21 protein-coding genes are annotated in these 24,915 nt (G+C 65.9%); 16 read left to right on the forward strand and 5 right to left on the reverse strand.

Annotated features, from left to right (window positions below; genetic code table 11):
* Positions 1–9: 9 nt before the first annotated feature.
* Complete coding sequence (locus LRS53_RS16540; RefSeq protein WP_017642393.1) at positions 10–1,269, reverse strand: ATP-binding protein; 1,260 nt, start codon at positions 1,267–1,269, stop codon at positions 10–12.
* A 178-nt stretch (positions 1,270–1,447) separates the two neighbouring features.
* Between LRS53_RS16540 and LRS53_RS16545 the strand changes: the two genes are divergently transcribed.
* The 11 genes from LRS53_RS16545 (at position 1,448) to LRS53_RS16595 (ending at position 14,694) form a co-directional block, all read left to right on the forward strand.
* On the forward strand, positions 1,448–2,155 hold the full coding sequence (locus LRS53_RS16545; protein ID WP_231356620.1) for an SIMPL domain-containing protein: 708 nt from the start codon (positions 1,448–1,450) through the stop codon (positions 2,153–2,155).
* A gap of 246 nt (positions 2,156–2,401) precedes the next feature.
* Positions 2,402–4,000, forward strand: coding sequence for an ABC transporter substrate-binding protein (locus LRS53_RS16550; protein WP_160923720.1), 1,599 nt, complete (start codon positions 2,402–2,404; stop codon positions 3,998–4,000).
* A 70-nt stretch (positions 4,001–4,070) separates the two neighbouring features.
* Complete coding sequence (locus LRS53_RS16555; RefSeq protein ID WP_231356621.1) at positions 4,071–5,669, forward strand: ABC transporter substrate-binding protein; 1,599 nt, start codon at positions 4,071–4,073, stop codon at positions 5,667–5,669.
* Between the two features lie 42 nt (positions 5,670–5,711).
* Positions 5,712–7,304 (forward strand): ABC transporter substrate-binding protein, encoded by a 1,593-nt coding sequence (locus LRS53_RS16560; protein WP_231356622.1) that lies wholly within the window; start codon positions 5,712–5,714, stop codon positions 7,302–7,304.
* Positions 7,305–7,448: 144 nt separating this feature from the next.
* Positions 7,449–8,867 (forward strand): OprD family outer membrane porin, encoded by a 1,419-nt coding sequence (locus LRS53_RS16565; protein ID WP_231356623.1) that lies wholly within the window; start codon positions 7,449–7,451, stop codon positions 8,865–8,867.
* A 360-nt stretch (positions 8,868–9,227) separates the two neighbouring features.
* Complete coding sequence (locus tag LRS53_RS16570) at positions 9,228–10,238, forward strand: ABC transporter permease subunit (protein WP_231356624.1); 1,011 nt, start codon at positions 9,228–9,230, stop codon at positions 10,236–10,238.
* A 22-nt stretch (positions 10,239–10,260) separates the two neighbouring features.
* Positions 10,261–11,172 (forward strand): ABC transporter permease subunit, encoded by a 912-nt coding sequence (locus tag LRS53_RS16575; protein ID WP_027602553.1) that lies wholly within the window; start codon positions 10,261–10,263, stop codon positions 11,170–11,172.
* Positions 11,169–12,200 carry an ABC transporter ATP-binding protein gene (locus LRS53_RS16580; protein ID WP_231356625.1) on the forward strand — a complete coding sequence of 344 codons (1,032 nt, stop codon included), beginning with the start codon at positions 11,169–11,171 and terminating at the stop codon, positions 12,198–12,200. Before LRS53_RS16575 ends, LRS53_RS16580 begins: the two co-directional genes overlap by 4 nt.
* Entirely contained in the window at positions 12,187–13,212 is a 1,026-nt protein-coding gene (locus tag LRS53_RS16585; RefSeq protein WP_231356626.1) for a peptide ABC transporter ATP-binding protein, read from the forward strand. The genes LRS53_RS16580 and LRS53_RS16585 overlap by 14 nt, the downstream gene beginning before the upstream one ends.
* A 236-nt stretch (positions 13,213–13,448) precedes the next feature.
* Positions 13,449–13,952 (forward strand): GNAT family acetyltransferase, encoded by a 504-nt coding sequence (locus LRS53_RS16590; protein ID WP_231356627.1) that lies wholly within the window; start codon positions 13,449–13,451, stop codon positions 13,950–13,952.
* A gap of 271 nt (positions 13,953–14,223) precedes the next feature.
* The gene (locus LRS53_RS16595) at positions 14,224–14,694 is read left to right on the forward strand and encodes a helix-turn-helix domain-containing protein (protein WP_231356628.1); all 471 of its coding nucleotides are present in this window, start codon (positions 14,224–14,226) and stop codon (positions 14,692–14,694) included.
* Positions 14,695–14,939: 245 nt separating this feature from the next.
* Here LRS53_RS16595 and LRS53_RS16600 read toward each other — a convergent pair whose 3' ends face one another.
* Complete coding sequence (locus LRS53_RS16600) at positions 14,940–16,058, reverse strand: hypothetical protein (protein WP_231356629.1); 1,119 nt, start codon at positions 16,056–16,058, stop codon at positions 14,940–14,942.
* 144 nt (positions 16,059–16,202) lie between these two features.
* Between LRS53_RS16600 and LRS53_RS16605 the strand changes: the two genes are divergently transcribed.
* The 5 genes from LRS53_RS16605 (at position 16,203) to LRS53_RS16625 (ending at position 21,270) form a co-directional block, all read left to right on the forward strand.
* A complete protein-coding gene (locus LRS53_RS16605) occupies positions 16,203–16,508 on the forward strand; it encodes a nucleotide pyrophosphohydrolase (protein ID WP_017642406.1) in 306 nt (101 codons plus the stop codon).
* Positions 16,505–17,260 carry a methyltransferase domain-containing protein gene (locus LRS53_RS16610; protein ID WP_160923713.1) on the forward strand — a complete coding sequence of 252 codons (756 nt, stop codon included), beginning with the start codon at positions 16,505–16,507 and terminating at the stop codon, positions 17,258–17,260. The genes LRS53_RS16605 and LRS53_RS16610 overlap by 4 nt, the downstream gene beginning before the upstream one ends.
* Before the next feature lie 46 nt (positions 17,261–17,306).
* Positions 17,307–17,918, forward strand: coding sequence for a DUF4136 domain-containing protein (locus LRS53_RS16615; RefSeq protein WP_231356630.1), 612 nt, complete (start codon positions 17,307–17,309; stop codon positions 17,916–17,918).
* A gap of 62 nt (positions 17,919–17,980) precedes the next feature.
* The gene (locus LRS53_RS16620; protein WP_231356631.1) at positions 17,981–18,565 is read left to right on the forward strand and encodes a DUF4136 domain-containing protein; all 585 of its coding nucleotides are present in this window, start codon (positions 17,981–17,983) and stop codon (positions 18,563–18,565) included.
* A 161-nt stretch (positions 18,566–18,726) separates the two neighbouring features.
* Complete coding sequence (locus LRS53_RS16625; RefSeq protein ID WP_231356632.1) at positions 18,727–21,270, forward strand: bifunctional diguanylate cyclase/phosphodiesterase; 2,544 nt, start codon at positions 18,727–18,729, stop codon at positions 21,268–21,270.
* 4 nt (positions 21,271–21,274) lie between these two features.
* Here the strand turns inward: LRS53_RS16625 and LRS53_RS16630 are convergent, their stop codons facing one another.
* The 3 genes from LRS53_RS16630 to nirB all read right to left on the reverse strand — a co-directional run bounded on the left by LRS53_RS16630 (position 21,275) and on the right by nirB (position 24,662).
* The gene (locus tag LRS53_RS16630) at positions 21,275–21,484 is read right to left on the reverse strand and encodes a hypothetical protein (RefSeq protein ID WP_143075228.1); all 210 of its coding nucleotides are present in this window, start codon (positions 21,482–21,484) and stop codon (positions 21,275–21,277) included.
* Between the two features lie 269 nt (positions 21,485–21,753).
* Positions 21,754–22,110, reverse strand: coding sequence for a nitrite reductase small subunit NirD (gene nirD / locus LRS53_RS16635; protein ID WP_231356633.1), 357 nt, complete (start codon positions 22,108–22,110; stop codon positions 21,754–21,756).
* A 2-nt stretch (positions 22,111–22,112) separates the two neighbouring features.
* Positions 22,113–24,662 (reverse strand): nitrite reductase large subunit NirB, encoded by a 2,550-nt coding sequence (gene nirB, locus LRS53_RS16640; RefSeq protein ID WP_231356634.1) that lies wholly within the window; start codon positions 24,660–24,662, stop codon positions 22,113–22,115.
* Positions 24,663–24,915: the final 253 nt, after the last annotated feature.

Genomic DNA, 24,915 nt, shown 5'->3' on the forward strand with positions numbered 1-24,915 from the left:
TCCAGGCATTCACGCCAGGGCGTAGTGCCGCGGCAGGCGCAATTCGGTCAGGGTGCCGCCTTCTTCGTGATTGTAGAGCTTCACCGTGCCACCGGCGCGGGTGACGCTGGCCTGGCTGAGGAACAGGCCCAGGCCGAAGCCCTTGCCCTTGGTGGTGAAGAAGGGCTTGCCCAGCTGCTCGGCGATGGCCAGGGGCACGCCGGCGCCATGGTCGCGGATCGACAGGCACAGCTCGCGGGCATCCCAGTGCAGACGGATGGCCAGGTTTTCCGGGCAGGCGTCGGCGGCATTGTTGAGTAGATTCAGCAGCGCCTGGGTAAGTTCGACCGGCGGCGTCAGCCGCGGCGGCGTGCCCAGACTCACCACCTCGAAACTGTAGCTGGCTTCCGGGCGCATCAGGTGCCAGCGATCCATGGTCGCCTCCAGCCACTCCACGGCGGTCTGTTCCTGCACCGTCTGCCGGCGGTCGGCTTCGGCGGCGCGCACCAGTTGCTGCAGGGTCTGCTTGCACTGGCCGACCTGTGCCTGCAACAGCTTGAGGTCCTCGCTCAGGGTCGGCTGATTGGCATGCTCCTGCTGCAATTCCTTGAGCAGCACGCTCATGGTGGACAGCGGAGTGCCCAGTTCATGGGCAGCGCCCGCGGCCTGGGTGGCCACCGCCAGCAGTTGCTGGTCGCGCATGGCTTGCTCGCGGCGCTGGGCCTGCAAATTTTCCTGCTCGCGCAGGGCAGTGGCCATCCTCGCGACGAACAGGGTGATGACGGCGGCGGACAGGGCGAAGCTCAGCCACATGCCGTAGCTGAGTACCGCACCGTCGTTGGCCACCAGCAGGTGCAGCGGCTCGTAGGAGAGCAGCATCAGCGAAAAGACCACCAGGGTCAGGGCCGCCAGCACCAGGGTGTAGAGCCAGGGCAGCGTGGCCGCGGCGATGGTCAGGGGCACCAGGTAATAGGAGGCGAAGGGGTTGGTCGGCCCTCCGGCGAAATACAACAGGGCGCTGTGGATGGCCAGGTCGCAGCCCAGGTGCGCGGCATATTCCTGCTCGGTGACCGGCCAGGGGCGGGTCAGCCGCAGGGCGGCGAACAGGCAGAGCACCGCGGAGACGCCCAGGGTGATGGCCAGGGCCGTCCAGGGCAGCTGGACGATGCCCGACAGCCGGGCGATGCCGACCGAGCCGGCCTGGGCGGCCAGCACCAGCACGCGGATAAGCACCAAGCGCCCGAGATTCTGGCGATTGGCGGACAACCATTGAACGGGCAAGGAGAACATGCGAGGTTCCAGGCGCAAGAAACGATCGAGACGGCAGCCCCTGGCGGGCCTGCCCGTCGGAGCAGACTCGCCATTATAGCGAGAGCCGTTCGCCCTCAGCCGCCGACGCGGCAAAGCGACGCACCAACCGGCGGGTCTGAGGTCACACCGCTGTCGTACCGCTAATCAGGAGAACACCATGACCCCTTCCCTACGCCCGCTCGCGCTGGGCGCCGCCCTGTTCAGTGCCCTGCTCGCCACCGGCGCCCAGGCCGACGAACCGCGCTACAACCAGATCAGCCTGAGGGCCGAGGTCAGTCGTGAGGTGCCGCGCGACCGCATGCAGGTCATGCTCTACACCGAAAGCCAGGGCCAGGATCCGGCGGCCCTGGCCAGCGACACCACCAAGACCCTCAACGCCGCCCTGGAACAGGCGCGCAAGGTCGCCGGCGTGGACGTTTCCCTGGGCAATCGCAACACCTACCCGGTCTACGAAGACCAGGGCCGCGCCATCAATGCCTGGCGCGAGCGCGGCGAACTGCGCCTGGAAAGCGCCGACTTCGCCGCCCTGTCCAAGCTGACCGGCGAACTGCTGGGCAGCCTGAAGATGGGCAATCTGCAATTCACCATCGCCGACGGCACCCGCAAGCAGCAGGAGGACGCCCTGTTCAAGGACGCCGTGGCCGCCTTCAAGGCACGCGCCCAGTTGGCCACCGAGGCCCTGGGTGGCTCGGGCTATCGCATCGTCAATCTGGACCTGGGCACCAGCGGTGTTCCCCAGCCGCTGCCGATGCTGCGCATGTCGGCGATGAAGGCTGCCAGTGATGCCGTGACCCCTGACGTCGCCCCGGGTACGACCACTGTCGAAGTGACGGCTGGCGGTACCATCGAAGTACAGATGCCCTGATCTAGTGCAGAAAAGTAACAATGCTGTCTCGGTGCGCACTTTTGGTGCGCACCGATTTCCTGTTGCTACACCTCGTCTTACATCTTTGCGACATCTGTTTTGTGTTTGGGTCACCTTGGGTCAATAGCTCGCCTGAGCTATGGACATGGGCATAAGCTGTGCATGTGGGCTCATTTGTCCACAAGACACCGGCATTCTGTTTCGCAACGCCACATCGTGTTGCGCCGTCCCCGACATGAGGTCTCCATGCACAAGAACGTACTCGCTGCCCTCTTCGCTTCCGGTCTGCTGGCCGGCGCACCCCTGGCCCAGGCGACCAACCTGGTGTTCTGCTCCGAAGGCAGCCCGGCCGGCTTCGATCCGGCGCAATACACCACCGGCACGGACTTCGATGCGTCGGCGGAAACCATCTTCAACAAGTTGACCCAGTTCGAGCGCGGCGGTACCCAGGTCAAGCCGGGTCTGGCGGAAAGCTGGGATATCAGCGAAGACGGCAAGGTCTACACCTTCCATTTGCGCAAGGGCGTGAAATTCCACACCACGGACTACTTCAAGCCGACCCGCGAGTTCAATGCCGATGACGTGCTGTTCACCTTCCAGCGCATGCTGGACAAGAACAATACGTTCCGTAAGGCCTATCCCACCGAATTCCCCTACTTCACCGACATGGGCCTCGACCAGAACATCGCCAAGGTGGAAAAGGTCGACGACCACACGGTGCGCATGACCCTCAACGAAGTGGATGCCGCCTTCCTGCAGAATCTGGCGATGCCCTTCCCGTCGATCCAGTCGGCCGAGTACGCCGACAAGCTGCTCAAGGCCGGCAAGGCGGCCGAGATCAACCAGAAGCCTATCGGCACCGGCCCCTTCGTCTTCAGCCGCTACCAGAAGGATGCGGTGATCCGCTACAAGGCCAACCCGGACTACTGGGACAAGGTCGATGGTCCCAAAGTGGACAACCTGATCTTCTCCATCAACACCGATCCTTCGGTGCGGATGCAGAAACTCAAGGCCGGTGAATGCCAGATCACTGTCTACCCGCGTCCGGCGGACCTGGATGGCCTGAAGAAGGATCCGAATCTCAAGCTGCCGTCGCAGCCGGGCTTCAACCTGGGCTATATCTCCTACAACGTCGAGCATGGCGAACTGACCAAGCTCAAGGTGCGCCAGGCCATGGACATGGCCGTCAACAAGGAGGCCATCATCAATGCCGTCTACCAGGGCGCTGGCCAGGTAGCGGTCAATAGCATGCCGCCGACGCAGTGGTCCTACGACAAGTCCATCAAGGACGCGCCCTACGATCCGGAAAAGGCCAAGGCCCTGCTCAAGGAAGCCGGCTTCAAGGAAGGCACCGAGCTCACCCTCTGGGCCATGCCGGTGCAGCGCCCCTACAACCCCAACGCTCGTTTGATGGCGGAAATGCTGCAGCAGGACTGGGCCAAGATCGGCGTCAAGACCAAGATCGTCAGCTACGAATGGGGCGAGTACATCAAGCGCTCCAAGAGCGGTGAGCAGGACATCATGCTGATCGGCTGGAGCGGCGATAACGGTGACCCGGACAACTGGCTGGCGACCCTCTTCGGCTGCAAGGCCATTGGCGGCAACAACTTCTCTCGCTGGTGCTACCAGCCGTTCGAGGACCTGGTGGTCAAGGCCAAGCGCGTGACCGACCAGGGCGAACGCACCAAGCTCTACGAGCAGGCCCAGCAGGTGCTCAAGCAGCAGGTGCCCATGACGCCCATCGCGCATTCCACGGTCTATATGCCGATGCGCAAGGAAGTCCAGGACTACAAGATCAGCCCCTTCGGGTTGAACGAGTTCTACGGCGTCAGCGTCAGCAAGTGAAGCCGCTTGGCCAGGGTCGGGAGCTAGACTCCCGGCCTTGGCCGTTCATTTGACTGATGGAGTGAGACCCATGCGCCTTCCCTACGCCTACTCGTTGCTGGCGGCGAGCCTGCTCGCCTGTGCTCCGCTCGCCCAGGCGGCGAGCAATCTCGTCTACTGCTCGGAAGCCAGCCCCGCCGGCTTCGATCCCGCGCAATACACCTCGGGCACCGAATTCGACGCCTCGGCGGAAACGGTCTACAACCGCCTGGTGCAGTTCCAGCGCGGCGGCACCACCCTGGAGCCGGGCCTGGCGACCCAATGGGACGTGAGCGCGGATGGCAAGACCTATACCTTCCACCTGCGCCAGGGCGTGAAATTCCACACCACCGACTACTTCAAGCCCACGCGCGACTTCACTGCCGACGACGTGGTCTTCACCTTCCAGCGCATGCTCGACAAGGAGCAGCCGTTCCGTAGGGCCTATCCCACCGAATTCCCCTACTTCACCGACATGGGGCTGGACCAGAACATCGCCAAGGTGGCCAAGGTCGATGACCACACCGTGGTCTTCACCCTGAACAAGGTCGATGCCGCCTTCGCCGCCGACCTGGCCATGAGCTTCGCCTCCATTCAATCGGCGGAGTACGCCGCGCAGCTGCTCAAGGAGGGCAAGCCGGAACTGCTCAACCAGCAGCCCATCGGCACCGGTCCCTTCGTCTTCAGCCGCTACCAGAAGGATGCGGTGATCCGCTTCAAGGGCAATCCAGACTACTGGAAGCCTGAGGACGTCAAGCTCGACAACCTGATCTTCGCCATCACCCCCGACGCCGCCACCCGCCTGCAGAAGCTCAAGGCCAACGAGTGCCAGGTCAGCGGCTATGCGCGCCCGGCGGATCTGGTGGAGATGAAGCAGGATCCTCATCTCAAGGTGCTGCAGCAGCCGGGTTTCAACGTCGGCTTCCTCGCCTACAACGTTCAGCATCCGCCGTTGGACAACCCCGAGGTGCGCCGTGCCCTGGACATGGCCATCAACAAGCAGGCCATCGTCGATACCGTGTTCCAAGGGGCCGGCCAGGTCGCGCAGAACGTGATCCCGCCGAATCAGTGGTCCTACGACAAGCAGATCAAGGGTGCGCCCTATGATCCGACCAAGGCCCGCGCGCTGCTCAAGCAAGCCGGGATCAAGGACGGCACCGAGATCGCCCTCTGGGCCATGACCGTGCAGCGCTCTTCCAATCCCAACGCCCGCCAGTCGGCGCAGATGATCCAGCAGGACTGGGCCAAGGTCGGCATCAAGGCCAGGATCGTCAGCTACGAATGGGGCGAGTACATCAAGAGAGCCAAGGCCGGCGAACACGACGTCCTGACCTATGGCTGGACCGGCGACAACGGTGATCCGGACAACTGGCTGGGCGTGCTCTATGGCTGCAGCGCCATTGGCGGCAGCAACTATGCGCGCTGGTGCGACAAGGACTACGACGCCCTGATCCAGCAGGCCAAGACCAGCAACGATCGCGCCCAGCGCACCCGTCTCTACGAGCAGGCGCAACAACTCATTCGCCAGCAGATGCCGGTGAGCCCCATGGCCCATTCGGTGGTGTCCCAGCCCATGCGCAAAGAAGTGCAGGGCTTCAAGATCAACCCCTTCGGCGTCACCGGTTTCTATGGCGTAAGCCTCGACCGCTGATCCTGTCCGGCCCGCCCTGCGGGCCTTCACGAGGAGCCTTCCGTGTCCAAACCGCTGTTCTCGCTGTCTCTCGCCGCCCTCCTCTGCCTGACGGCCAACGCCGCTCTGGCGCGGCCCCTGGTGGTCTGCACCGAGGCCAATCCGGAAGGCTTCGATCCGGGCCGCTACACTTCGGGCTACACCTTCAACGCCTCGGCCACGCCGCTGTACAACCGTCTGGTGGAGTTCAAGCAGGGCACCGCCGAGCTGGAGCCGGGCCTGGCCGAAAGCTGGGAGGTCTCTGCCGATGGCCTGCAGTACACCTTCGCCCTGCGCCAGGGGGTGAAATTCCACACCACCGACTACTTCAAGCCCAGCCGCGACTTCAACGCCGACGACGTGGTGTTCAGCTTCGAGCGCATGCTCGACAAGAACAATCCCTGGTACAACCTCTCCCCCAGCGGCTATCCCTATGCCGCGGCCATGGAGATGGGCACCCTGATCAAGTCCATCGACAAGGTGGACGACAGCCATGTGCGCTTCACCCTCAACCAGCCCGAGGCGCCCTTCCTCGCCGACCTGGCCATGGCCTTCGGCTCGATCCTGTCCAAGGAATACGCCGACAGCCTGCTGGCCAGCAAGAAGACCGACGACATCAACCAGAAGCCCATCGGCACTGGTCCCTTCGTCTTCCAGCGCTATGCCAAGGATTCCAATACTCGCTACAAGGTCAATCCGGACTACTTCGGCAAGAAGCCGCAGATGGATGGCCTGGTGCTGGCGGTGACCCTGGATCCCAACGTGCGCATCCAGCGGGTGCGCAACAACGAGTGCCAGATCGGCCTGACGGTCAAACCGCAGGATGTGCCGATGCTCAAGCAGGACAAGAGCCTCAAGCTGGCCCAGGTGGAAAGCCAGACCACCTCCTTCCTGGCGCTGAACACCCGGCACAAGCCACTGAGCGACGTGCGGGTCCGTCAGGCCATCGCCATGGCCTTCGATCAGCAGAACTACCTGAAGACGGTGTTCGGCGAAGGCGGTGCCAAGGCGGCGATCAACCCCTATCCCTCTTCGCTGCTGGGCTACGCCAAGGACATCAAGCCCTGGCCCCATGACGTGGAAAAGGCCAAGGCGCTGCTCAAGGAAGCCGGTTACGCCGACGGCCTCACCCTCAAGTACTACATCAGCACCGGCAGCGGCCCTGGCGGCAGTCCGGCCCTGGTGGCCCAGCTGATCCAGGGTGACCTGGCCAAGATCGGCATCAAGGCCGAAATCACCCAGTTCGAGTGGGGCGAGTTCGTCAAGCGCACCAAGGCCGGCGAGCACGACCTGATGATGATGAGCTGGACCGGCGACAACGGCGATCCGGACAACTTCCTCACCACCAACCTGAGCTGCGCTGCGACTGAAAGTGGCGAGAACCGCGCCTTCTGGTGCGACAAGGCCTTCAACGATGCCATCGAAAAGGCCAAGCGCATCAATGACCCGGCCCAGCGCACGGCGCTGTATGAGCAGGCGCAGCAGATCTTCCACCAGCAGATGCCCTGGATTCCCCTGGCGCATCCGCTGTTCACCGATGTCCTGCAACCCAAGGTACAGGGCTATGTGCAGAGTCCGCTGGGGGTCTACGACTTCTCCACGGTGACCCTCGACTGATCGGCAGCTGATGCCGTAAGCGATCGGGCCCGGGCGGCCCGCCCCTCGACCCTTCCCGACTCGCGCCGTGTTTCGGCGCGACGGGTTCGGTCGTGCCGGAAACGCCCAAAAAAACAGAAAAACGACCGCTTTGGAGCACAGCCGATGACCAACGTCCACCGTGGAGGCCTCGCCCTCTCCCTACTCACCCTGGCCCTGACCGCCCACGCCCAGTCCCCGGCGCCGGAAGATCCCAGCTACGCCAACGAGGTCCAGACCCTGCCCAACGTGCAGAAGCCGGTGAAGGGCCAGGAAGGCGCCAAGGGCTTTTTCGCCGACGACAGCCTGACCCTGGCCACGCGCAACTTCTTCGCCCGCGAGACCAGCTCCGATCCGGTCTTCAGCTACAGCAAGAACGGCACCCGGGTGCGCACCCACTCGCGCAATACCTGGGTCCAGGCCACGGCGCTCAAGTACAGCTCCGGCTACACCCAGGGTCCGGTGGGCTTCGGCATCGACGTGGCCGGCTACCAGGCCACCAACCTGGAGCGGGGCAAGGGCCAGATCGGTGGCGGCGGCAACCGCACCCTGGCCAACGCCGAGGGCGAGGGTCATGCCGAGTGGTCCAAGCTGGGCATTGCCGATGCACGCTTCCGCGTCTCCAACACCGAGCTCAAGATCGGTCGTTTCATGCTCGACACCCCGGTGATCAGCTACAACGACAACCGGCCTTTCCCCTCCGGTTTCGACGGCTTCGCGCTGACCAGCGATGAATGGGACAACCTCTCGCTGCAAGGCGGCAGTTTTACCCGCGTCAGCCCGCGGACCGGCGCTGGCGATGAGAAGTGGACCACCGAGTACGGCACCCGCGAGGTCACCGCCGACCGCCTGAGCTTTCTCGGCGGCAACTACAAGCTGCCCCAGGGTTGGGAAGTCAGCGTCTATGGCGCCAACTTCGAAGACGTCTGGAACCAGTACTTCCTGAGCGTCACCCAGGCCGGCGGCAACCCCGACACCTTCGCCTGGAAGGCGGTGGCCAATGCCTATCGCACCGTCGACGCCGGCAGCGCCAAGGCCGGCGACATCGACAATACCGCCTGGAGCCTGGCGTTCACCGGCAGCCACCAAGCCCACAGCCTGACTCTGGCCTACCAGCAGATCGACGGCAACGAGTACTTCGACTACGCCCACGAGACCGCGGCCATCTACCTGGCCAACTCACTGGTCTCGGACTACAACGGCCCCAACGAGAAGTCGCTGCAGATCCGCTACGAGACCGACTGGAGCTACTTCGGCGTACCCGGTCTGAGCACCGGCGTCTGGTACGCCAAGGGCTGGGACATTGACGGTACCCACTACGACGCCGGCGCCGGCAAGTACGCCAACTATGCGGAGGTCCTGCAGCAGGATGGCGAGAAGCACCGCGAGATCGGCCTGGTCACCACCTACAAGGTGCAACAGGGCACGCTCAAGGACAGCCGCTTCCGCCTGCTGCTGACCGATCACCGCGCCAGCCAGAATCAGGTCGACGGCAACGTCAAGGAGCTGCGCCTGGTCTCCACCCTGCCGTTCAATCTGCTGTGATGACCAAACCCGGCAGATTTCGCGCAGCATCCGGCACTTGGCCGGGATCACGTCGCGAACACCGGCGAAGCCCTGGCCATGTCGAGGATATCGACGCCCGGGGCAACGTGGTAGTCTGCCGGGTTTGGAGCGCTGGCCCAGAGCGCTCTTCGAACCTATTCGTAGGACCGAACGAGCCTGCTGCCTGCAGGTGTCGTTCGGTACGGACCAGGATGGTCCCTTCAGGGATGAATCCAGACCCACAAGGTCTGAGAGTCAGAGCAAAAGCTCTTTAGCTTTTGCGCGGGCTCTCACTTAAAAACGCGGCCGGGCATGTACTCGCGCCGTCTTGATCAGCCTCAAGAGGAGACACCCCCTCCGATGCTCGCCTTCATCGCCCGTCGCTTCGGGCTGCTGATACCGACGTTCTTTGGCGTCACCCTGCTGACCTTCGCCCTGATCCGCCTCATCCCCGGCGATCCGGTGGAAGTCATGATGGGCGAACGCCGCGTCGATCCGCAGATGCACGCCGAAGCCATGCACCGCCTGGGCCTCGACAAGCCCCTGTACCAGCAGTATTTCGACTACATCGGCAACCTTGCCCAGGGTGACCTCGGCGAATCCCTGCGCAGTCGCGTCGGGGTCTGGGACGAGTTCCTGACCCTGTTCCCGGCCACCCTGGAACTCTCGGTGGCGGCCATGCTGTTCGCCACGGTCTTCGGCGTGCTGGCCGGCATCATCGCCGCCCTCAGGCGCGGCACCACGGTGGACCACGGGGTGATGGGCGTGGCCCTGACCGGCTATTCGATGCCGATCTTCTGGTGGGGCCTGCTGCTGATCATGCTGTTCTCGGTGCAACTCGGCTGGACCCCGGTTTCCGGTCGCCTGGATCTGCTCTACGACATCCCGCCGCGCACCGGCTTCATGCTCATAGACACCCTGCTCTCCGACGAGCCCGGCGCCTTCGTCGATGCCCTCAAGCACCTGATCCTGCCGGCGATCGTGGTGGGCACCATTCCCCTGGCGGTGATCGCCCGCATGACCCGCTCGGCCATGCTCGAAGTGTTGCGTGAGGACTATGTGCGCACCGCCCGCGCCAAGGGTCTGTCGCCAGGCCGGGTAGTCTTCGTCCACGCCCTGCGCAACGCCCTGATCCCGGTACTGACGGTGCTCGGCCTGCAGGTCGGCAGCCTGCTCTCCGGCGCGGTGCTCACCGAGACCATCTTCTCCTGGCCCGGCATCGGCAAGTGGCTGATCGAGGCCATCGGCGCCCGGGACTACCCGGTGGTGCAGAACGGCATCCTGCTGATCGCCACCCTGGTCATCCTGGTCAATTTCGTCGTGGACATCCTCTACGGCCTGGTCAATCCGCGCATCCGCCACCAGCGTTGAAGCGCCCATACGGACAGAGCCTATGACAACGGTAAACACCCCGGCCGCTCAAGACCCGAGCGCCCTCTATCCCTCTCCCTTCAAGGAGTTCTGGCACGCCTTCGCCCGCAACAAGGGCGCCCTCGGCGGGCTGATCTTCATGGTCATCGTGGTGTTCTGCGCGCTCTTCGCGCCCTGGGTCGCACCCCATGCGCCCAGCGAGCAGTTCCGCGACTTCATGCTCACCCCGCCGCTGTGGCTGGACGGTGGCAACAGCCAGTTCCCCCTGGGCACCGACGAGCTGGGGCGTGACCTGCTCAGCCGACTGATCCACGGCGCCCGGCTGTCGCTGCTGATCGGCCTGGCCTCGGTGGTCTTCTCGCTGATCCCCGGCATCCTGCTCGGGCTGGTCGCCGGCTTCTCGCCCAACCGCGCCGGTCCGGTGATCATGCGCCTGATGGACATCATGCTGGCGCTGCCCTCGCTGCTGCTGGCCGTGGCCATCGTCGCCATCCTCGGCCCAGGCCTGATCAACACCGTGGTGGCCATCGCCATCGTCTCGCTGCCCTCCTATGTCCGCCTGACCCGCGCCGCGGTGATGGGCGAACTGCACCGCGACTACGTCACCGCCTCGCGGCTGGCCGGCGCCGGTACCTTGCGGCTGATGTTCGTCAGCGTGCTGCCCAACTGCATGGCACCGCTGATCGTCCAGGCCACCCTGAGCTTTTCCTCGGCGATCCTCGATGCCGCCGCCCTGGGCTTCCTTGGCCTCGGCGTGCAGCCGCCCACCCCCGAGTGGGGCACCATGCTGGCCTCGGCCCGCGACTACATCGAGCGCGCCTGGTGGGTGGTGACCCTGCCGGGTCTCGCCATCCTCTTCACCGTGCTGGCCATCAACCTGATGGGCGACGGCCTGCGCGATGCCCTCGATCCGCGTCTGAAGGTGCAGTCATGAGCCTCCTCGAAATCCAGAACCTCTCGGTGCGCTTCGGCGGCACCGACGCCCCGCCGGTGGTGGAAGGCCTCGATCTCACGGTGGATCAGGGCGAGATCGTCGCTATCGTCGGTGAATCCGGCTCCGGCAAGTCGGTGACCATGATGGCCGTGATGGGCCTGATCGATCACCCCGGTCGCATCACCGCCGACCGCCTGGCCTTCGATGGTCAGGACCTGCTCAGCCTCAAGGGCCGCCGCCGGCGGCACCTGATTGGCAAGGAGCTGTCGATGGTTTTCCAGGACCCGATGACGGCGCTCAATCCCAGCTACACCGTGGGCTTCCAGCTGGAAGAAGTGATCCGCCAGCACCTGGGCCTCAAGGGCCGCGCCGCCAGCCAGCGCGCCCTGGAATTGCTGGAAAAGGTCGAGATCCCGGCCGCGGCCAGTCGCCTCGGCGCCTATCCGCACCAGCTGTCCGGGGGCATGAGCCAGCGCGTCGCCATCGCCATGGCCATCGCCGCCGAGCCGCGCCTGCTGATCGCCGACGAACCCACCACCGCCCTGGACGTGACCATCCAGGCGCAGATCATGGAACTGCTGGTCAATCTGCAGCGCGACGAAGGCATGGGGCTGATCCTCATCACCCACGACCTCGCCGTGGTGGCCGAGACCGCCCAGCGCGTGGTGGTGATGTATGCCGGCCAGGCGGTGGAGAAAGGCGTGGTGCCGACGCTGTTCGACGCCCCCGCCCATCCCTACACCGAAGCCCTGCTGGCGGCCATTCCCGAACACAGCCAGACCGACCGCCTGCACACCCTGCCCGGCATCGTCCCCGGTCGCTACGACCGGCCGGCCGGCTGCCTGCTCAGCCCGCGCTGCCCCTATGTGCAGCCGCGCTGCCAGGAGCGCCCGGCGCTGGAGCCCTACGATCGCGGGGCGGTGCGCTGCTTCTTCCCGCGCAACGTAGCGCCCGGCGAGGTGCCCGAGGTGCTGCCCGAACATCAACGTCCCAGCCAGTTGCCGGAGGATCGCCATGGCGCCGTCTGAAGCCACCGTCCTCGCCAGCTCCACCATCCCGGAGCAGGCGCCCGAGCACCTCGTGCTCGAAGCTAAGGGCCTGACCCAGCACTATCAAATCTCCCGCGGCCTGTTCAAGGACAACGCCACGGTCAAGGCGCTCAACGGCGTCTCCTTCGACCTGCAGGCCGGGCGCACCCTGGCCGTGGTGGGTGAGTCCGGTTGTGGCAAGTCGACCCTGGCCCGCGCCCTGACCCTGATCGAGCAGCCCACCGCCGGCAGCCTGGTCATCGGCGGTCAGGACGTGGCCAACGCCGACGCCGCCCGCCGCAAGGAGCTGCGCCGCGAGGTGCAGATGGTGTTCCAGAACCCCTATGCCTCGCTCAATCCGCGGCGCAAGATCGGCGACCAGTTGGCCGAGCCGCTGCAGATCAACACCAGCCTCTCCCGCACCGAAAGGCGCGAGAAGGTGCAGGCGATGATGCAGCAGGTGGGCCTACGGCCCGAGCACTACCAGCGCTATCCGCACATGTTCTCCGGTGGCCAGCGCCAGCGCATCGCCGTGGCCCGCGCCATGATGCTGCAGCCCAAGGTGCTGGTGGCGGACGAGCCGACCTCGGCGCTGGACGTGTCCATCCAGGCGCAGGTGCTCAACCTGTTCATGGATCTGCAGCAGCAGTACCGGACCGCCTATGTGTTCATCTCCCACAACCTCTCGGTGGTGCGCCACATCGCCGACGAGGTGATGGTGATGTACCTGGGCTGCATCGTCGAAAAGACCAGTCGCGACCTGCTGTTCGAGCGGCCCCTGCATCCCTATACCCAGATGCTGCTGTCGGCCACCCCGAGTCTGCACCCGGACCCGAGCAAGCCGCGTATCCGCATCCAGGGCGAGCTGCCCAACCCGCTGGATCCGCCACCTGGTTGCGTCTTCCACCGGCGTTGCCCCTATGCGACGGAGAAGTGCAAGATCGAGGTGCCGGCGCTGCGCAACGTGGAAGCCCGCCAGGTGGCCTGCCACTATGCGGAGAACTTTCTCTAGCGGCTTCTGACGTCTCAATCCCGGCCACGACAGTCCGCTGATGCACCCGCTCCTACTGACGCCGATCCGTAGGAGCAACGCTCTCGCGGCCATGGGCCGCTCCTACAGGATGTCAAAACCCGTAGGAGCGGCCCATGGCCGCGATAGAGCCGTTAAAGCCAGCCCCCTCCTCGAAGCACAAAATTAGACTCTCCCGTCTGCTATCTTTCGGCTTCGCCCCGCTGCCGGACGCCCCCATGCACATCCGCCCCTTCCAGCCTGCCGACACCGAGACCCTGGTCAGCCTCTGGCAGGCTTGCGATCTGACCCGTCCCTGGAACGATCCCTACCGTGACATCCAGCGCAAGCTTGCCGAGCAACCCGAGTTGTTCCTGGTGGGCGAGGTGGACGGCACCCTCATGGCCAGCGTCATGGTTGGCACCGACGGCCATCGTGGCTGGCTCTATTACCTGGCGGTGGCACCGGAACACCAGCGTCGCGGCCATGCCCGCCGTCTGGTAGCGACCGCCGAGCAGCTGCTGACCGAAAGAGGCTGCCCCAAGCTGCAGCTCATGGTGCGCCGGGACAATGCCGCGATCCTGGGCTTCTATGCGGCCTTGGGTTATGTGGAAGCCGAGGTCATCACCCTGGGCAAGCGGCTGATCGCCGACGATTACGGTGGAAGGGGGCGAAGCCCTGTCCGCTGGCGATACTCAACGCCCAGTGGAAAACGCCCAGCGGTTTTCCACGCTACCGACTGACAGCGTCCGTAGCGTGGGTAACGGCGCAGCCTTACCCCCGCGGAGGCGAACCTGCTGTGGAAATCCCTGGACGGTTTTCACCGCGTGTAGCCGGTGTAGAGTGGATGGACAGGGAAGACCCTGCGAGGAGACGGGCTTCCGCCCTTCCCTGTCAGCGAGGCCGTCAGGTCCCTGTCACCTCGCTGTCAGGCTGCTGTCGGGTTGTCGTCGTGTTGGACAGAAGGCCTTGCGGCTAGGCTTTTGCTCGTCCACCACCGCTGGAGAAACCGAGATGCAACTGCCCAACAAAATCAAGGAACACCGCCTGGCCCGAGCGTGGTCGCAAGAGCAGCTGGCTGAACTCGCGGGCATCAGCACCCGTACGGTGCAACGCATCGAAAATGGCGAGCAGGCGAGTCTGGAGACCCTGAGCGCCCTGGCTGCCGTTCTGGAAATCAGCGTTGCCGACCTGACAGGTCAAACCACTCAAGCAGTGGGATCCGCTGCAGACGAGCGAATCGCGAATGCCCGTGAACAGATCGCCGCCGAGATCGGCTTCTATTGGCAGGTGCTGCGCGGCATGGTCATCTGGGTCTTTCTCTATGTGCTCAATCACGCGACCTCGCCTGAGACCCACTGGTCCCTATGGGTCGCCGCCATCTGGGGAATTCTGTTGCTGAGTCGTGGCATCCAGACCTTCTTCCTGCGCGACAGGATCGCCCTCTGGCAGCACGCCCGGCTGCAAAAGCTCTTGCGGAAGTAGGAAAGGCCACTGATCGGCACCAGCGTTAGGCGCAGCTGAACCGCCTAGCTGGTCATGGGCTGCTACTGGGCAGCCAGACCTTCGAGGCAGGCAGCGCTGTTGGGCTTCGCTGCGCTCAGCGCCAACCTACGAGTGTGTCATCAAACTGCCGTAGGTTGGGCCGAGACGGTTCCAGCGTCGAAGCCCGCCATGTCCGCGCCGGGTAGAGGAGCGTTGGGCTTCGCTGCGCTCAGCGCCAACCTACGTCAGCGGGGCAGCAGGTCCGCCAATGGCCCTGGATGCTGGCGCACCTCGGCGTAGGGCACCAGGGTGCCACCGGGTTCGTCGCAGCTGCGGGCGGCGCGGAAGAAGGTCGGGCCCAGGTAGAGGCCCTTGGGCGTCAGGTACCAGGGCGCGAATTGCCAGACGTCGGCGCTGCGATAGTCGCAGCCATCACCGTCGGCCGGCGCCTGCATCAGCTCCGGATACAGCCGGGTGAACAACCGCACCACCCAGGGCGCCAGGGTCTGTTGCCGATAGTCCGCCAGGGCCTGGGAATAGCGATCCTCCGGCGCCGGACGAAGCGGCTGGCCGTGGCCCAGCCAGAGGAAGTCTTCCAGCGCCAATTCCTGCCCGGTCTGGAGATCCAGGGTCAGGGGTGCGCTGCCGAAATCCGGGTGGGCCGCGCCGGTGCAGCTGTATTGGCTGAACAGATTGACGCTGAGCACCCGCTGGGTGAGCAACTGCGGAGTCACCTGCAGGCTGTGCTCGCCATCAGGGCCGATGCAGCTCAGATGGGCGTCTACCTCCGCCCAGAGTCGGTCACGCAGCACGGCATTGGCCGCCTCGCTGGCGCCCGCCACGGTGAACAGCCGCATGCCCGACACCGGCTCGCGCCACCAATGCAGCTCACGACCCATGAAGGTCTGGCGCTCACCCTGCTCCAGGGTCAGCCCCTGCAGGCGGCGGAATTCGTAGGGATCGTCATGGCGCAGTGTCTGGCGATAGCGATCCGCCGCCGCGGACTGTTCCAGCTGCAGCGGCGCCAGGGCGAGCGGCAAGGTCTTGCCGGCACCGCTCCAGGTACCGCTCCAGCGACCGTCCTTGCCGCGCGTCAGCGACCAGCTGGCCTTGGGGCCGTCCTGCCAGGGCGCACCCTCCTCCAGCCTGAGCTGGTCGCCCGATTGCGCCGGACCGCTCAGGCGCAGATCGCGGCGATAGCGGTCATAGAAGTAGCGGCCAGAGACTTCGTCATTGGCGGTGGGATCGACCTCCACCACCACCCGGGACTGGCCGAGAGTGCCTTCCAGCAGCAGCTTTTCGGCATGGGCGGCGCTGGTGATCATCAGCAGGGTCAGCAACGGTCCGGACAGGCGAAATTTCATCAGGGCTCCAGCGGCCAGCGTGTCGGTGATGGGCCCAGAGTAGAGCAGTAGCGCCGGACTGTCGCGCAGAGACCAGCGGACAAGACACTGCCGCGCCCTGGTCCCGCCATGGGACAATGACGTTTTGCCAATCCCTGGACGCCCATGGACCTTCCTGCCCTGCTCACCCGCCTGCACGCCATCCGCGATGCCAACGCCTGGCGGCGCTATCACAACCCCAAGAATCTGGCGATGGCGGCCAGCGTCGAGATGGCCGAGCTGGTGGAGATCTTCCAGTGGAAAAGCGATGCCGAGGCCCGCGAGCTGAGCGCCGCCGAGCGCGAACACGCCGGCCAGGAAATCGCCGACGTGCTGCTCTATCTCCTGCAACTGGGCAGCGAACTGGAGCTGGACGTGGAGCAGGCGGTGCTGGCCAAGCTGGCCGACAACGAGAGGCGCTTCCTGCCGTGAGCGATACCTTCTTCGACGACCGCGCCACCCGTTTCGCCGCCAACATCTATGGCGGCACCAAGGGCGCCATCCGCCTGGCGGTGCTGCAGGCGGATCTCGCCGAGGTACTGCCCGGGCGTCCCCTGCGGGTGCTGGACATCGGTGCCGGCCTGGGCCACATGAGTCTCTGGCTGGCCCAGCAGGGCCATGCCGTGACCCTGGCCGAGCCGTCGGCGCCCATGCTCGCCGGCGCCCAGGAGGCCTTTGCCGCGGCCGGACTCGGCGCCGATTGGCTGGCATTGCCCTGGCAGGAGTTGCCCGCCTTCACCGAGCCCTTCGACCTGGTGCTCTGCCACGCGGTGCTGGAATGGCTGGAGACGCCCACGGCGATCCTGCCGACGCTAGAGCGCTGCCTGGCCCCGAACGGCTGGCTGTCCCTGGCCTTCTACAACCGCGACGCCCTGATCTATCGCAATCTTCTCAAGGGGCATTTCCGCAAACTCAGGCAGGGCGATTACGCGGGCGCCGGCCAACGGGGCCTCACCCCGCAACAGCCCCTCGATCCGCGCGAAGTCGAGGCCTGGCTGGCGCCGGACTGGCGGATCCAGGCGCGCAGCGGCGTACGGGTCTTTCACGACTACATGCCGCCGGAGTTCCAGGCTCGCGCCAACGGCGAGGAACTGGTGGCCATGGAGTTGGCCCACCGGCGGCACCCGGCTTTCGCGGGCCTGGGGCGCTATCTGCATTGGCTCTGCCAAGCTAAGGCAGGATAACGCCGGGCGCGGTATGCTCTGGCCAGCATTCCTTCGAGGAACGGTCATGCGTCGCCCCCTGCTCTGCCTGTCGTTCGCGCTGCTCGCCCTGGCCGGTTGCCAGACGCCCAATCCCTATGTCGCCAGCAGCCTCCCGGAGGCCGCGGTGCCGGTACTGCCGCAGCAGGATCCGGCGGCCTATCCGCCAGCGCCCCGCGACTGGAGTCGCTATCGCACCTGGAGTTGGGCACCGGGTGCCGCGGTGGTCAGCGGTGGCCTGGATGGCCAGACCGTGCAGCAGGCGGTGGCCGATGGCCTCGACCAGCGCGGCTTGCGACCGGCCATCGGCGGTGCCCGCGCCGATCTCCAGGTGCGTGCCCGCCTCACCCAGCAGCAGCGCAGCGAGCAGTACACCGACTACTACGACACCAGCTACGGCTACGGCGGCTACGGGCCCTATGGCTATGGCCCCGGCTATGGCGCCACGGTCGGCCAGGCGCGGACCCGCACCCGGACCTTTGTGGTCGATGTGCTGGAGGTGGAATTGCTCGATCCCGCCACGGGGCGCGTGCTCTGGCATTCGGCCGCCGAGCAGGCCACCGGCGGCAACAGCGGCGAACGCGCACGCACCCTGAGAGACACCACCCGCCGCCTGCTGGCCAACTATCCGCCGAGCTGAGGGGATAAGTGGCCCTCAAGCCAGTCCAAGCAGACTACTACCCTCACCGCCGAGGATCGCCCATGAAACGTTGCCTCCTGCTGCTTGCGGTCCTCCTGCTGACAGCCTGCGCCGAACGCGGCCCGCGCAATCTGGACTATGACGCCAGCCGCGACTTCGCCGCCTATCGCAGCTGGGGCTGGGCGGATCCGGCCATCGAATACCGCCCCAGCGATCCGCGGGTGCGCAGCGATCTCACCGAGCAGCGCCTGCGCGACTCGGTCAGCGGCGGCCTCGACCAGCGTGGGCTGCGCCCCGCCGCGACGGGCACGCGACCAGACCTCAGGATCAAGCTCTATGTGATCCTCGATCAGCGCCAGCAGAGCTTCAGTTATGCCGATCCCTACTGGGGCCCGGGCTGGGGTGGCCCCTGGGGCTCCGCCTGGGGCCCTGGTCCCTGGGGGCCGAGCTATGTACGCACCCAGACCGTCACCTACCCGGTGATGACGGTGCAGCTCGACATGCTCGACGGCCGCGACGGCAAGTTGGTCTGGCGTGCCAGCGAAGAGCGCCTGCTGGACGACCAGAACGCCACGCCCTCCCAACGCAGTGCCGGCTTCGGCCGTCTGATCAACGAACTGCTGATCGGCTATCCGCCGCGTCCTTGAGCGGTCGACCGTCCGGGCAGCTCAGCGCTGCCCCTGGTCCGATGATGAGCAGACGTCTGTTAGCCAGTCGCCGATAATGGCACCTGGCCAGATATTCCTCGCGCCGTCTTTGGCCACCGCGCAGGAAACCTGACCGTCGTTCAGCGCCGCCCAGGTCCCTCATGTCGTCAACCCCCATCGCCACCCGTCGCAGTCACGCCCTGTTGCTGCGCCTGTTTCCGGTCATTTGCGCCCTGCCGATCCTGCTCGGCATCGGCTGCTACCTGCTGATCAAGACCGCCTCCAGCCAGGACGCCGATGTCCAGCAGCGGGCGCGGACCTATATCACCCGCACCCTGGAGCAGGTGGAAAACGAGATCGGCCATAACATCATCAACTATGCCAAGTGGGGCGAGGCCTACAAGCACCTGCACCTGAAGGTCGATCGCTTCTGGGCCGACGAGGAGCGTAACGTTGGCGACATTCCCTATGAGCTCTATGGCTACAACGGCGTCTTCGTGCTGGATCCCCAGGACCGTACCGTCTATGCCGTGATCGACGGGCAGCCAACGGAGCGCACTGCCGCGCAATGGCTGGAAGGGGATCTCACTGCCCTGCTGGCGGCGACTCGCAAGCGACCTGGAGAAACCGAAAGCCTGGGGCGGATCCTGAGTGTCGGCGGCGTCCCTGCGCTGGTCGCCGCCGCCACCATCACGCCGGGCGCGAGCTATGGCGTCACGCCGAGCGCCGGCGTGCCCTCGGTGATGCTGTTCGTTAATGTGCTCGACCCCGCGACCCTGGCTCACCTCAGCGACACCTACGGGCTGCCGACGCTGCAGGCCTCCCGGTTGCCTCTGCCCGATCATGAATCCCTGCGCCCGCTGGATTCACCGCTGTTGCTCAATTGGCAACCTCCACGGCCCGGCGCCCAGTTGCTGCGCCGGACGCTACCGGTGTTCCTGGCCGGGGTGCTGTTGCTCGGCCTAGTGCTGGCGCTGCTGATCCGCCATGCGCTGAATTCGGCCCGGCAGCTCGACCAGCAATTCGATGCCCTGATCGCCAGCCAAGCCGAGCTGAGCCGCAGCGAAAGCCGCTTTCGCGAACTCGCCGAGGCGGCCTCAGACTGGCTCTGGGAAAGCGATGCCGAAGGCCGCATCGCCTATCTGTCCGAACGCTTCGCCCGCATCACCGGGCATGCGCCTGGCAGCTGGCTCGGTCGGCCACTCGCGGAACTGTTCAGCACCGAGACGACCAGGCTGGCTGACTGGCTCCTGGACAACGCTCGACACCGCGACGAGCGGCAGGTGCTGCGCTGTCATTATCGTGACCGTCTCGGCCATTCCCGGGTCTGCGAAATCACCGCCCGCCCCTTGCCCCAGGGTGCGGGTTTTCGTGGAACCGCCAGTGACATCACCGCCGCGGTCAACGCCCAGGCCGAAATCGAGCATCTGTCGCAACACGACAGCCTGACCGGCCTGGCCAACCGGTTGCAGTTGCAGCACTACCTGGCCGCTCAACTGGCGCAACCCAGCACGCCGCTCACCCTGCTCAGTCTGGACCTGGATCGCTTCAAACCGATCAACGACAGCCTCGGCCACGCCGCCGGTGATCGGGTGCTGCAGGAAGTCGCCCGTCGTCTGCAAGCCAGCCTGAGGCCCGGCGGCTTGGTGGCGCGGCTGGGCGGCGATGAATTCATCGTGGTGCTGCTCGGTCACCTGGATGCCACGACGGTCGACCAGATCTGTGCCCGGCTGGTAACCGCCATCGCCCGGCCGATCCTGCTGGAAGAGCAGACCGTCAGCGTCGGGACCAGCATCGGCATCGCCCAGGCGCCGGGCCAGGCCGACCAAGTCGAGGAATTGCTGCGGCTGGCCGATATCGCGCTCTACCAGGCCAAGGCCGCGGGCCGCAACGGCTGGTGCTTTCATGCACCGGCCATGGACGCCCAGCTCAGCCAGCGTCGTGACCTGGAACAGGAACTGCGCCAGGCCTTGGCGCGCGACCAGGTGCGCCTGGCCTACCTGCCCCGCCGGCGCACGGCAGACGGCACCCTGAGTGGCGTCGAAGCCCAGCTGCACTGGGCCCATCCGATACGCGGAACGTTACCGCCAGAGGCCTTCCTGGCCCTGGCCGAAGAGACCGGACTCAGCGCTCCCCTGGGGCTCTGGCTGTTGGATAGCGCCTGTCGCGCCGCAGCGGCCTGGCCCGCGCCGCTGCGGCTGGTCATCGGGGTGTCGCCTCGCCAGTTCGACGATGCCAAGGCTCTGGTGGAGGCAGTCGCCCAGGCCTTGCAGACCAGTGGCCTGGCAGCGGAACGCCTGGAGCTGCAACTGCCCGAGGCGCTGCTGCGGGCAGACGGTGATCCGCCGCTCCCTCAACTCCAGGCGCTCAAGGCCCTGGGCGTACGCCTGAGCCTGGCCGATTTCGGCAAAGGCCTCGGCGCCCTCAATGCACTGCGCCAGCCCCTGCTGGAGGGCATCAGCCTCGATAGCCAGCTCATCGCCCACCTGGACCAGCGGCAGGCCGATGCCGCCATCGCCCAGGCGCTGATCGGCCTGGGACGCACCTTGGGGCTCCGGGTAGCAGCGACGGGCGTCGAAACATCAGGCCAGTTGGCCTGGCTGAAGGCGCAGCACTGCGCCGAGGTCCAGGGCCCGCTGTTCGGCCACGCCCTATCCGACCGCGAACTGGCGGCGCTGCTGGATACTGACCTAAGGGCTGGGTGAGGACCTAGAGTCGCTCCAGCCACCCCAGGTCGCCGCCACGGGCCGGTACCGGATAGCAGCCATAGGGCGCATAGCCGTGGCTACAGACCGGATCGGCGCGCAAGGCGGGTTCTCCCACCGGTTGCGCGCGCCAGCCTTCCAGCAGGGCGATGGCGGCCAGGGCCAGCAGCAGGGCGATGAACAGCGCGGAGCGAAGGGTTCTTGTCAGGCGCATGATGACCTCCCGCAGGGCGACTGCCAGGATCGGCAGACAGCGTCCCCGCTCCTTGAGTATCGCCCCGACCGGGAGTTTTCGCCTGCCTGGACCGGCACCCATCGCGCAACGCTGCACTACGGTGGGTGCAACAGTCAGCCGCCTAGGCGCGGTGATCACCCGGGCAAGGCTGCGCCGTTATCCAGGCTACGCGAGCTCCGCGCCACGCCATACCGCCCCTTCTCCCTCCGGGAGAAGAATGGGGTGAGAGAAGGCCAGACGCGAAAGCCTCAGGCGATCTCCACCCGTTCCCCGTTCAGCCGTACCGCCCAGGTGGGCAGCGCCTGCTCGGGATATTCCAGGCAGCCACCGTCCGCCAGGCGGAAATGCTGCTTGTACAGCGGTGAAGCGATCACCAGGTCCTGGCCCAGTTGGCCGACGATGCCGCGACCGATGACATTGGCACCGGACTTGGGATCGCGATTGCCCACGGCGAAGACCTTCTGCTCGGTCTCGGGCAGATAGAACAGCGCCACCTGCTCACCCTCGTGCAGGGCCACCACACCGGACTGGGGCACCAGATCGGTCAGGTGGCACAGGGGTTGCCAGCGGGGCTCCAGGGCGCGAGCGGTATTGGTCTGGGTCATGGTCAAGTCTCCTCGGTGACGGCGATGAGCTGAAGTTCGTGGTGACGCGCCGGCCGGCGCTGGCCGCGCTCCTTGACGAAGTGGATGTCCGGGTCGTTGCCGCGCTGGTTGACGAAGGTCCGGAAGCGCTTGAGCTTGTCGGGATCGTTCAGGGCATTGGCCCATTCGCATTCGTAGCGATCCACCACCAGCTGCATCTGGGCTTCCAGCTCGGCACCCAGGCCCAGGCTGTCTTCGATGATCACCTGCTTGAGGTAGTCCAGCCCGCCCTCCAGCGACTCGCGCCACACCGAGGTGCGCTGCAGGCGGTCGGCGGTGCGGATGTAGAACATCAGCAGCCGGTCGATGTAGCGGATCAGGGTCTCGTCATCCAGGTCGGTGGCGAACAGCTCGGCATGCCGCGGGCGCATGCCGCCGTTGCCGCAGACATAGAGATTCCAGCCGTTCTCGGTGGCGATCACACCGATGTCCTTGCTCTGGGCCTCGGCGCACTCGCGGGTGCAGCCGCTGACGGCGAACTTGAGCTTGTGCGGCGCGCGCAGGCCCTTGTAGCGGTGCTCGATGTCCAGCGCCATCTTGACGCTGTCCTGCACCCCGTAGCGGCACCAGGTGCTGCCGACGCAGCTTTTCACCGTGCGGGTCGACTTGCCGTAGGCATGGCCGGTCTCGAAGCCGGCGGCGATCAGCTCGCCCCAGATGTCCGGCAATTCGTGCAACTGGGCGCCGAAGAGATCGATGCGCTGGCCGCCGGTGATCTTGGTGTAGAGGTCGTACTTCTTCGCCACCTGGCCGATGGCGATCAGGCCTTCCGGGCTGATCTCGCCACCCGGAATGCGTGGCACCACCGAATAGGTGCCGTTCTTCTGCATGTTGGCCATGAAGGTGTCGTTGGTGTCCTGCAGCGGCACCAAGTGCGGATCGGTGATGGGCGCGTTCCAGCAGGAGGCCAGGACGTTGGCCACCGCCGGCTTGCAGATGTCGCAGCCATGGTGGCCGCGACCGTGACGCGCCAGTAGCTCGTCGAAGCTCTGGATGCCTTCCACCCGTACCAGGTGATAGAGCTCCTGGCGCGTGTGGGCGAAGTGTTCGCAAAGGCTCTTGTCGACCTCGACGCCCCGGGCGATCAGCTCGTGCTCGAAGACCTGCTTGACCAGCGCCGCGCAGCCACCGCAACCGGTGGCCGCCTTGGTGCAGCTCTTGATGCCGGCGAGATCGGTGCAGCCGGCGTCGATGGCGGCGCAGACCGCGCCCTTGGTGACGTTGTGGCAGGAGCAGAGGGTGGCGGTGGCCGGCAGGGCATCGGCGCCCAGGGTCGGGGCGCCCTCGCCCACCGGCATGATCAGGCTGGCGGGATCCTGGGGCAGCGGGATGCCGTTCTGGGCGTATTGCAGCAGGGTGTCGTAGTAGCTGTTGTCGCCCACCAGCACGGCGCCGAGCACGTGCTTGCCGTCGGCGGAGACCACCAGGCGGCGATAGCTGGCGCTGGCTTCGTCGATGTAGCGATAGCTACGCGCGCCGGGGGTGGCGCCGTGGGCGTCGCCGATGGAGCCCACGTCCACGCCCAGCAGCTTGAGCTTGGTGGACATGTCGGCGCCGGTGAAGGGCGTGCCCTGGCCGTGGCAGAGGGTGGCGGACACCAGGCGCGCCATCTGGTAGCCCGGCGCGACCAGGCCGAAGACGCTCCCGTTCCAGGCGGCGCACTCGCCGATGGCATGGATGAAGGGATCGCTGGTCAGGCAGCCGTTGTCCACCGCCACCCCGCCGCGGGGGCCGAGCTCCAGGCCGCAGCTGCGGGCCAGGGCGTCCTGGGGACGGATGCCAGCGGAAAACAGGATCAGGTCGGTCTCGAGGAAATCCTCGCCGGCGAAGTTCATGCGGTAGCGGTACTCGCTGCCGGCGGTGATGTTCTGGGTGGCCTTGGACAGGTGCACGCCCACGCCCAGGTCTTCGATGCGCTGCCGGAGCGCGGCACCGCCCAGGTCGTCCAGCTGCACCGGCATCAAGCGCGGGGCGAATTCCACCACATGGGCTTCCAGGCCCAGGGATTTCAGCGCATTGGCCGCTTCCAGGCCGAGCAGGCCGCCGCCCACCACCACGCCGCGGCGCGCCTTGGCGGCGGCCAGGCGGATGGTGTCCAGGTCGTCCAGGGTGCGATAGACCAGGCGTGAGTCGCCTTCGGCGCCCTCGATGGGCGGCACGAAGGGATAGGAGCCGGTGGCCAGTACCAGGCGGTCGTAGCCAAAGGCGCCTTCAGGGGTCAGCACCTCGCGCTGTTCGCGATCGATGCCGGTCACCGCGCAGCCCAGGTGCAGCACCACGCCGGGCACGGCATAGAGGTCGGCTGTGCTCATCGCCAGGGATTCGGCGTCACGGCCGGCGAAGTATTCCGAGAGATGCACCCGGTCGTAGGCGCGCTGACGCTCTTCGCCGAAGACGTGGATCTCGTAGTGGTCCAGGGCGCCGGCCGCCAGCAGCTGCTCGACGAGGTGATGGCCGACCATGCCGTTGCCGACGACGATCAGGCGTTCTTTGCGGGTCACGATGCTGTTCATGGAGGCTATCCCCCGGCCGAGGCCAATCAGGTTGAGTCGCGGCAAATAAAAAGGCGCCTGAAACCTCGCGGTCTCAGGCGCCTTTGCCTGTTCTATGTAGGGAGGAGCCCTGGGCTCTGCTCCGTGCCCGTCGCCTGCAGTGGCTGTCGATCGCCGTTGATCGACCGGGCGACCCGAAAATGCGGGTCTATCAGGGCTTTTGCATCGGCTGTGCCAGTTCTGCCTGATCGCCTGGAGATCCGCCACTGGCGCG

It is taken from the genome of Pseudomonas sp. PLB05 (genome assembly GCF_021106615.1).
Lineage (GTDB): Bacteria > Pseudomonadota > Gammaproteobacteria > Pseudomonadales > Pseudomonadaceae > Chryseomonas > Chryseomonas benzopyrenica.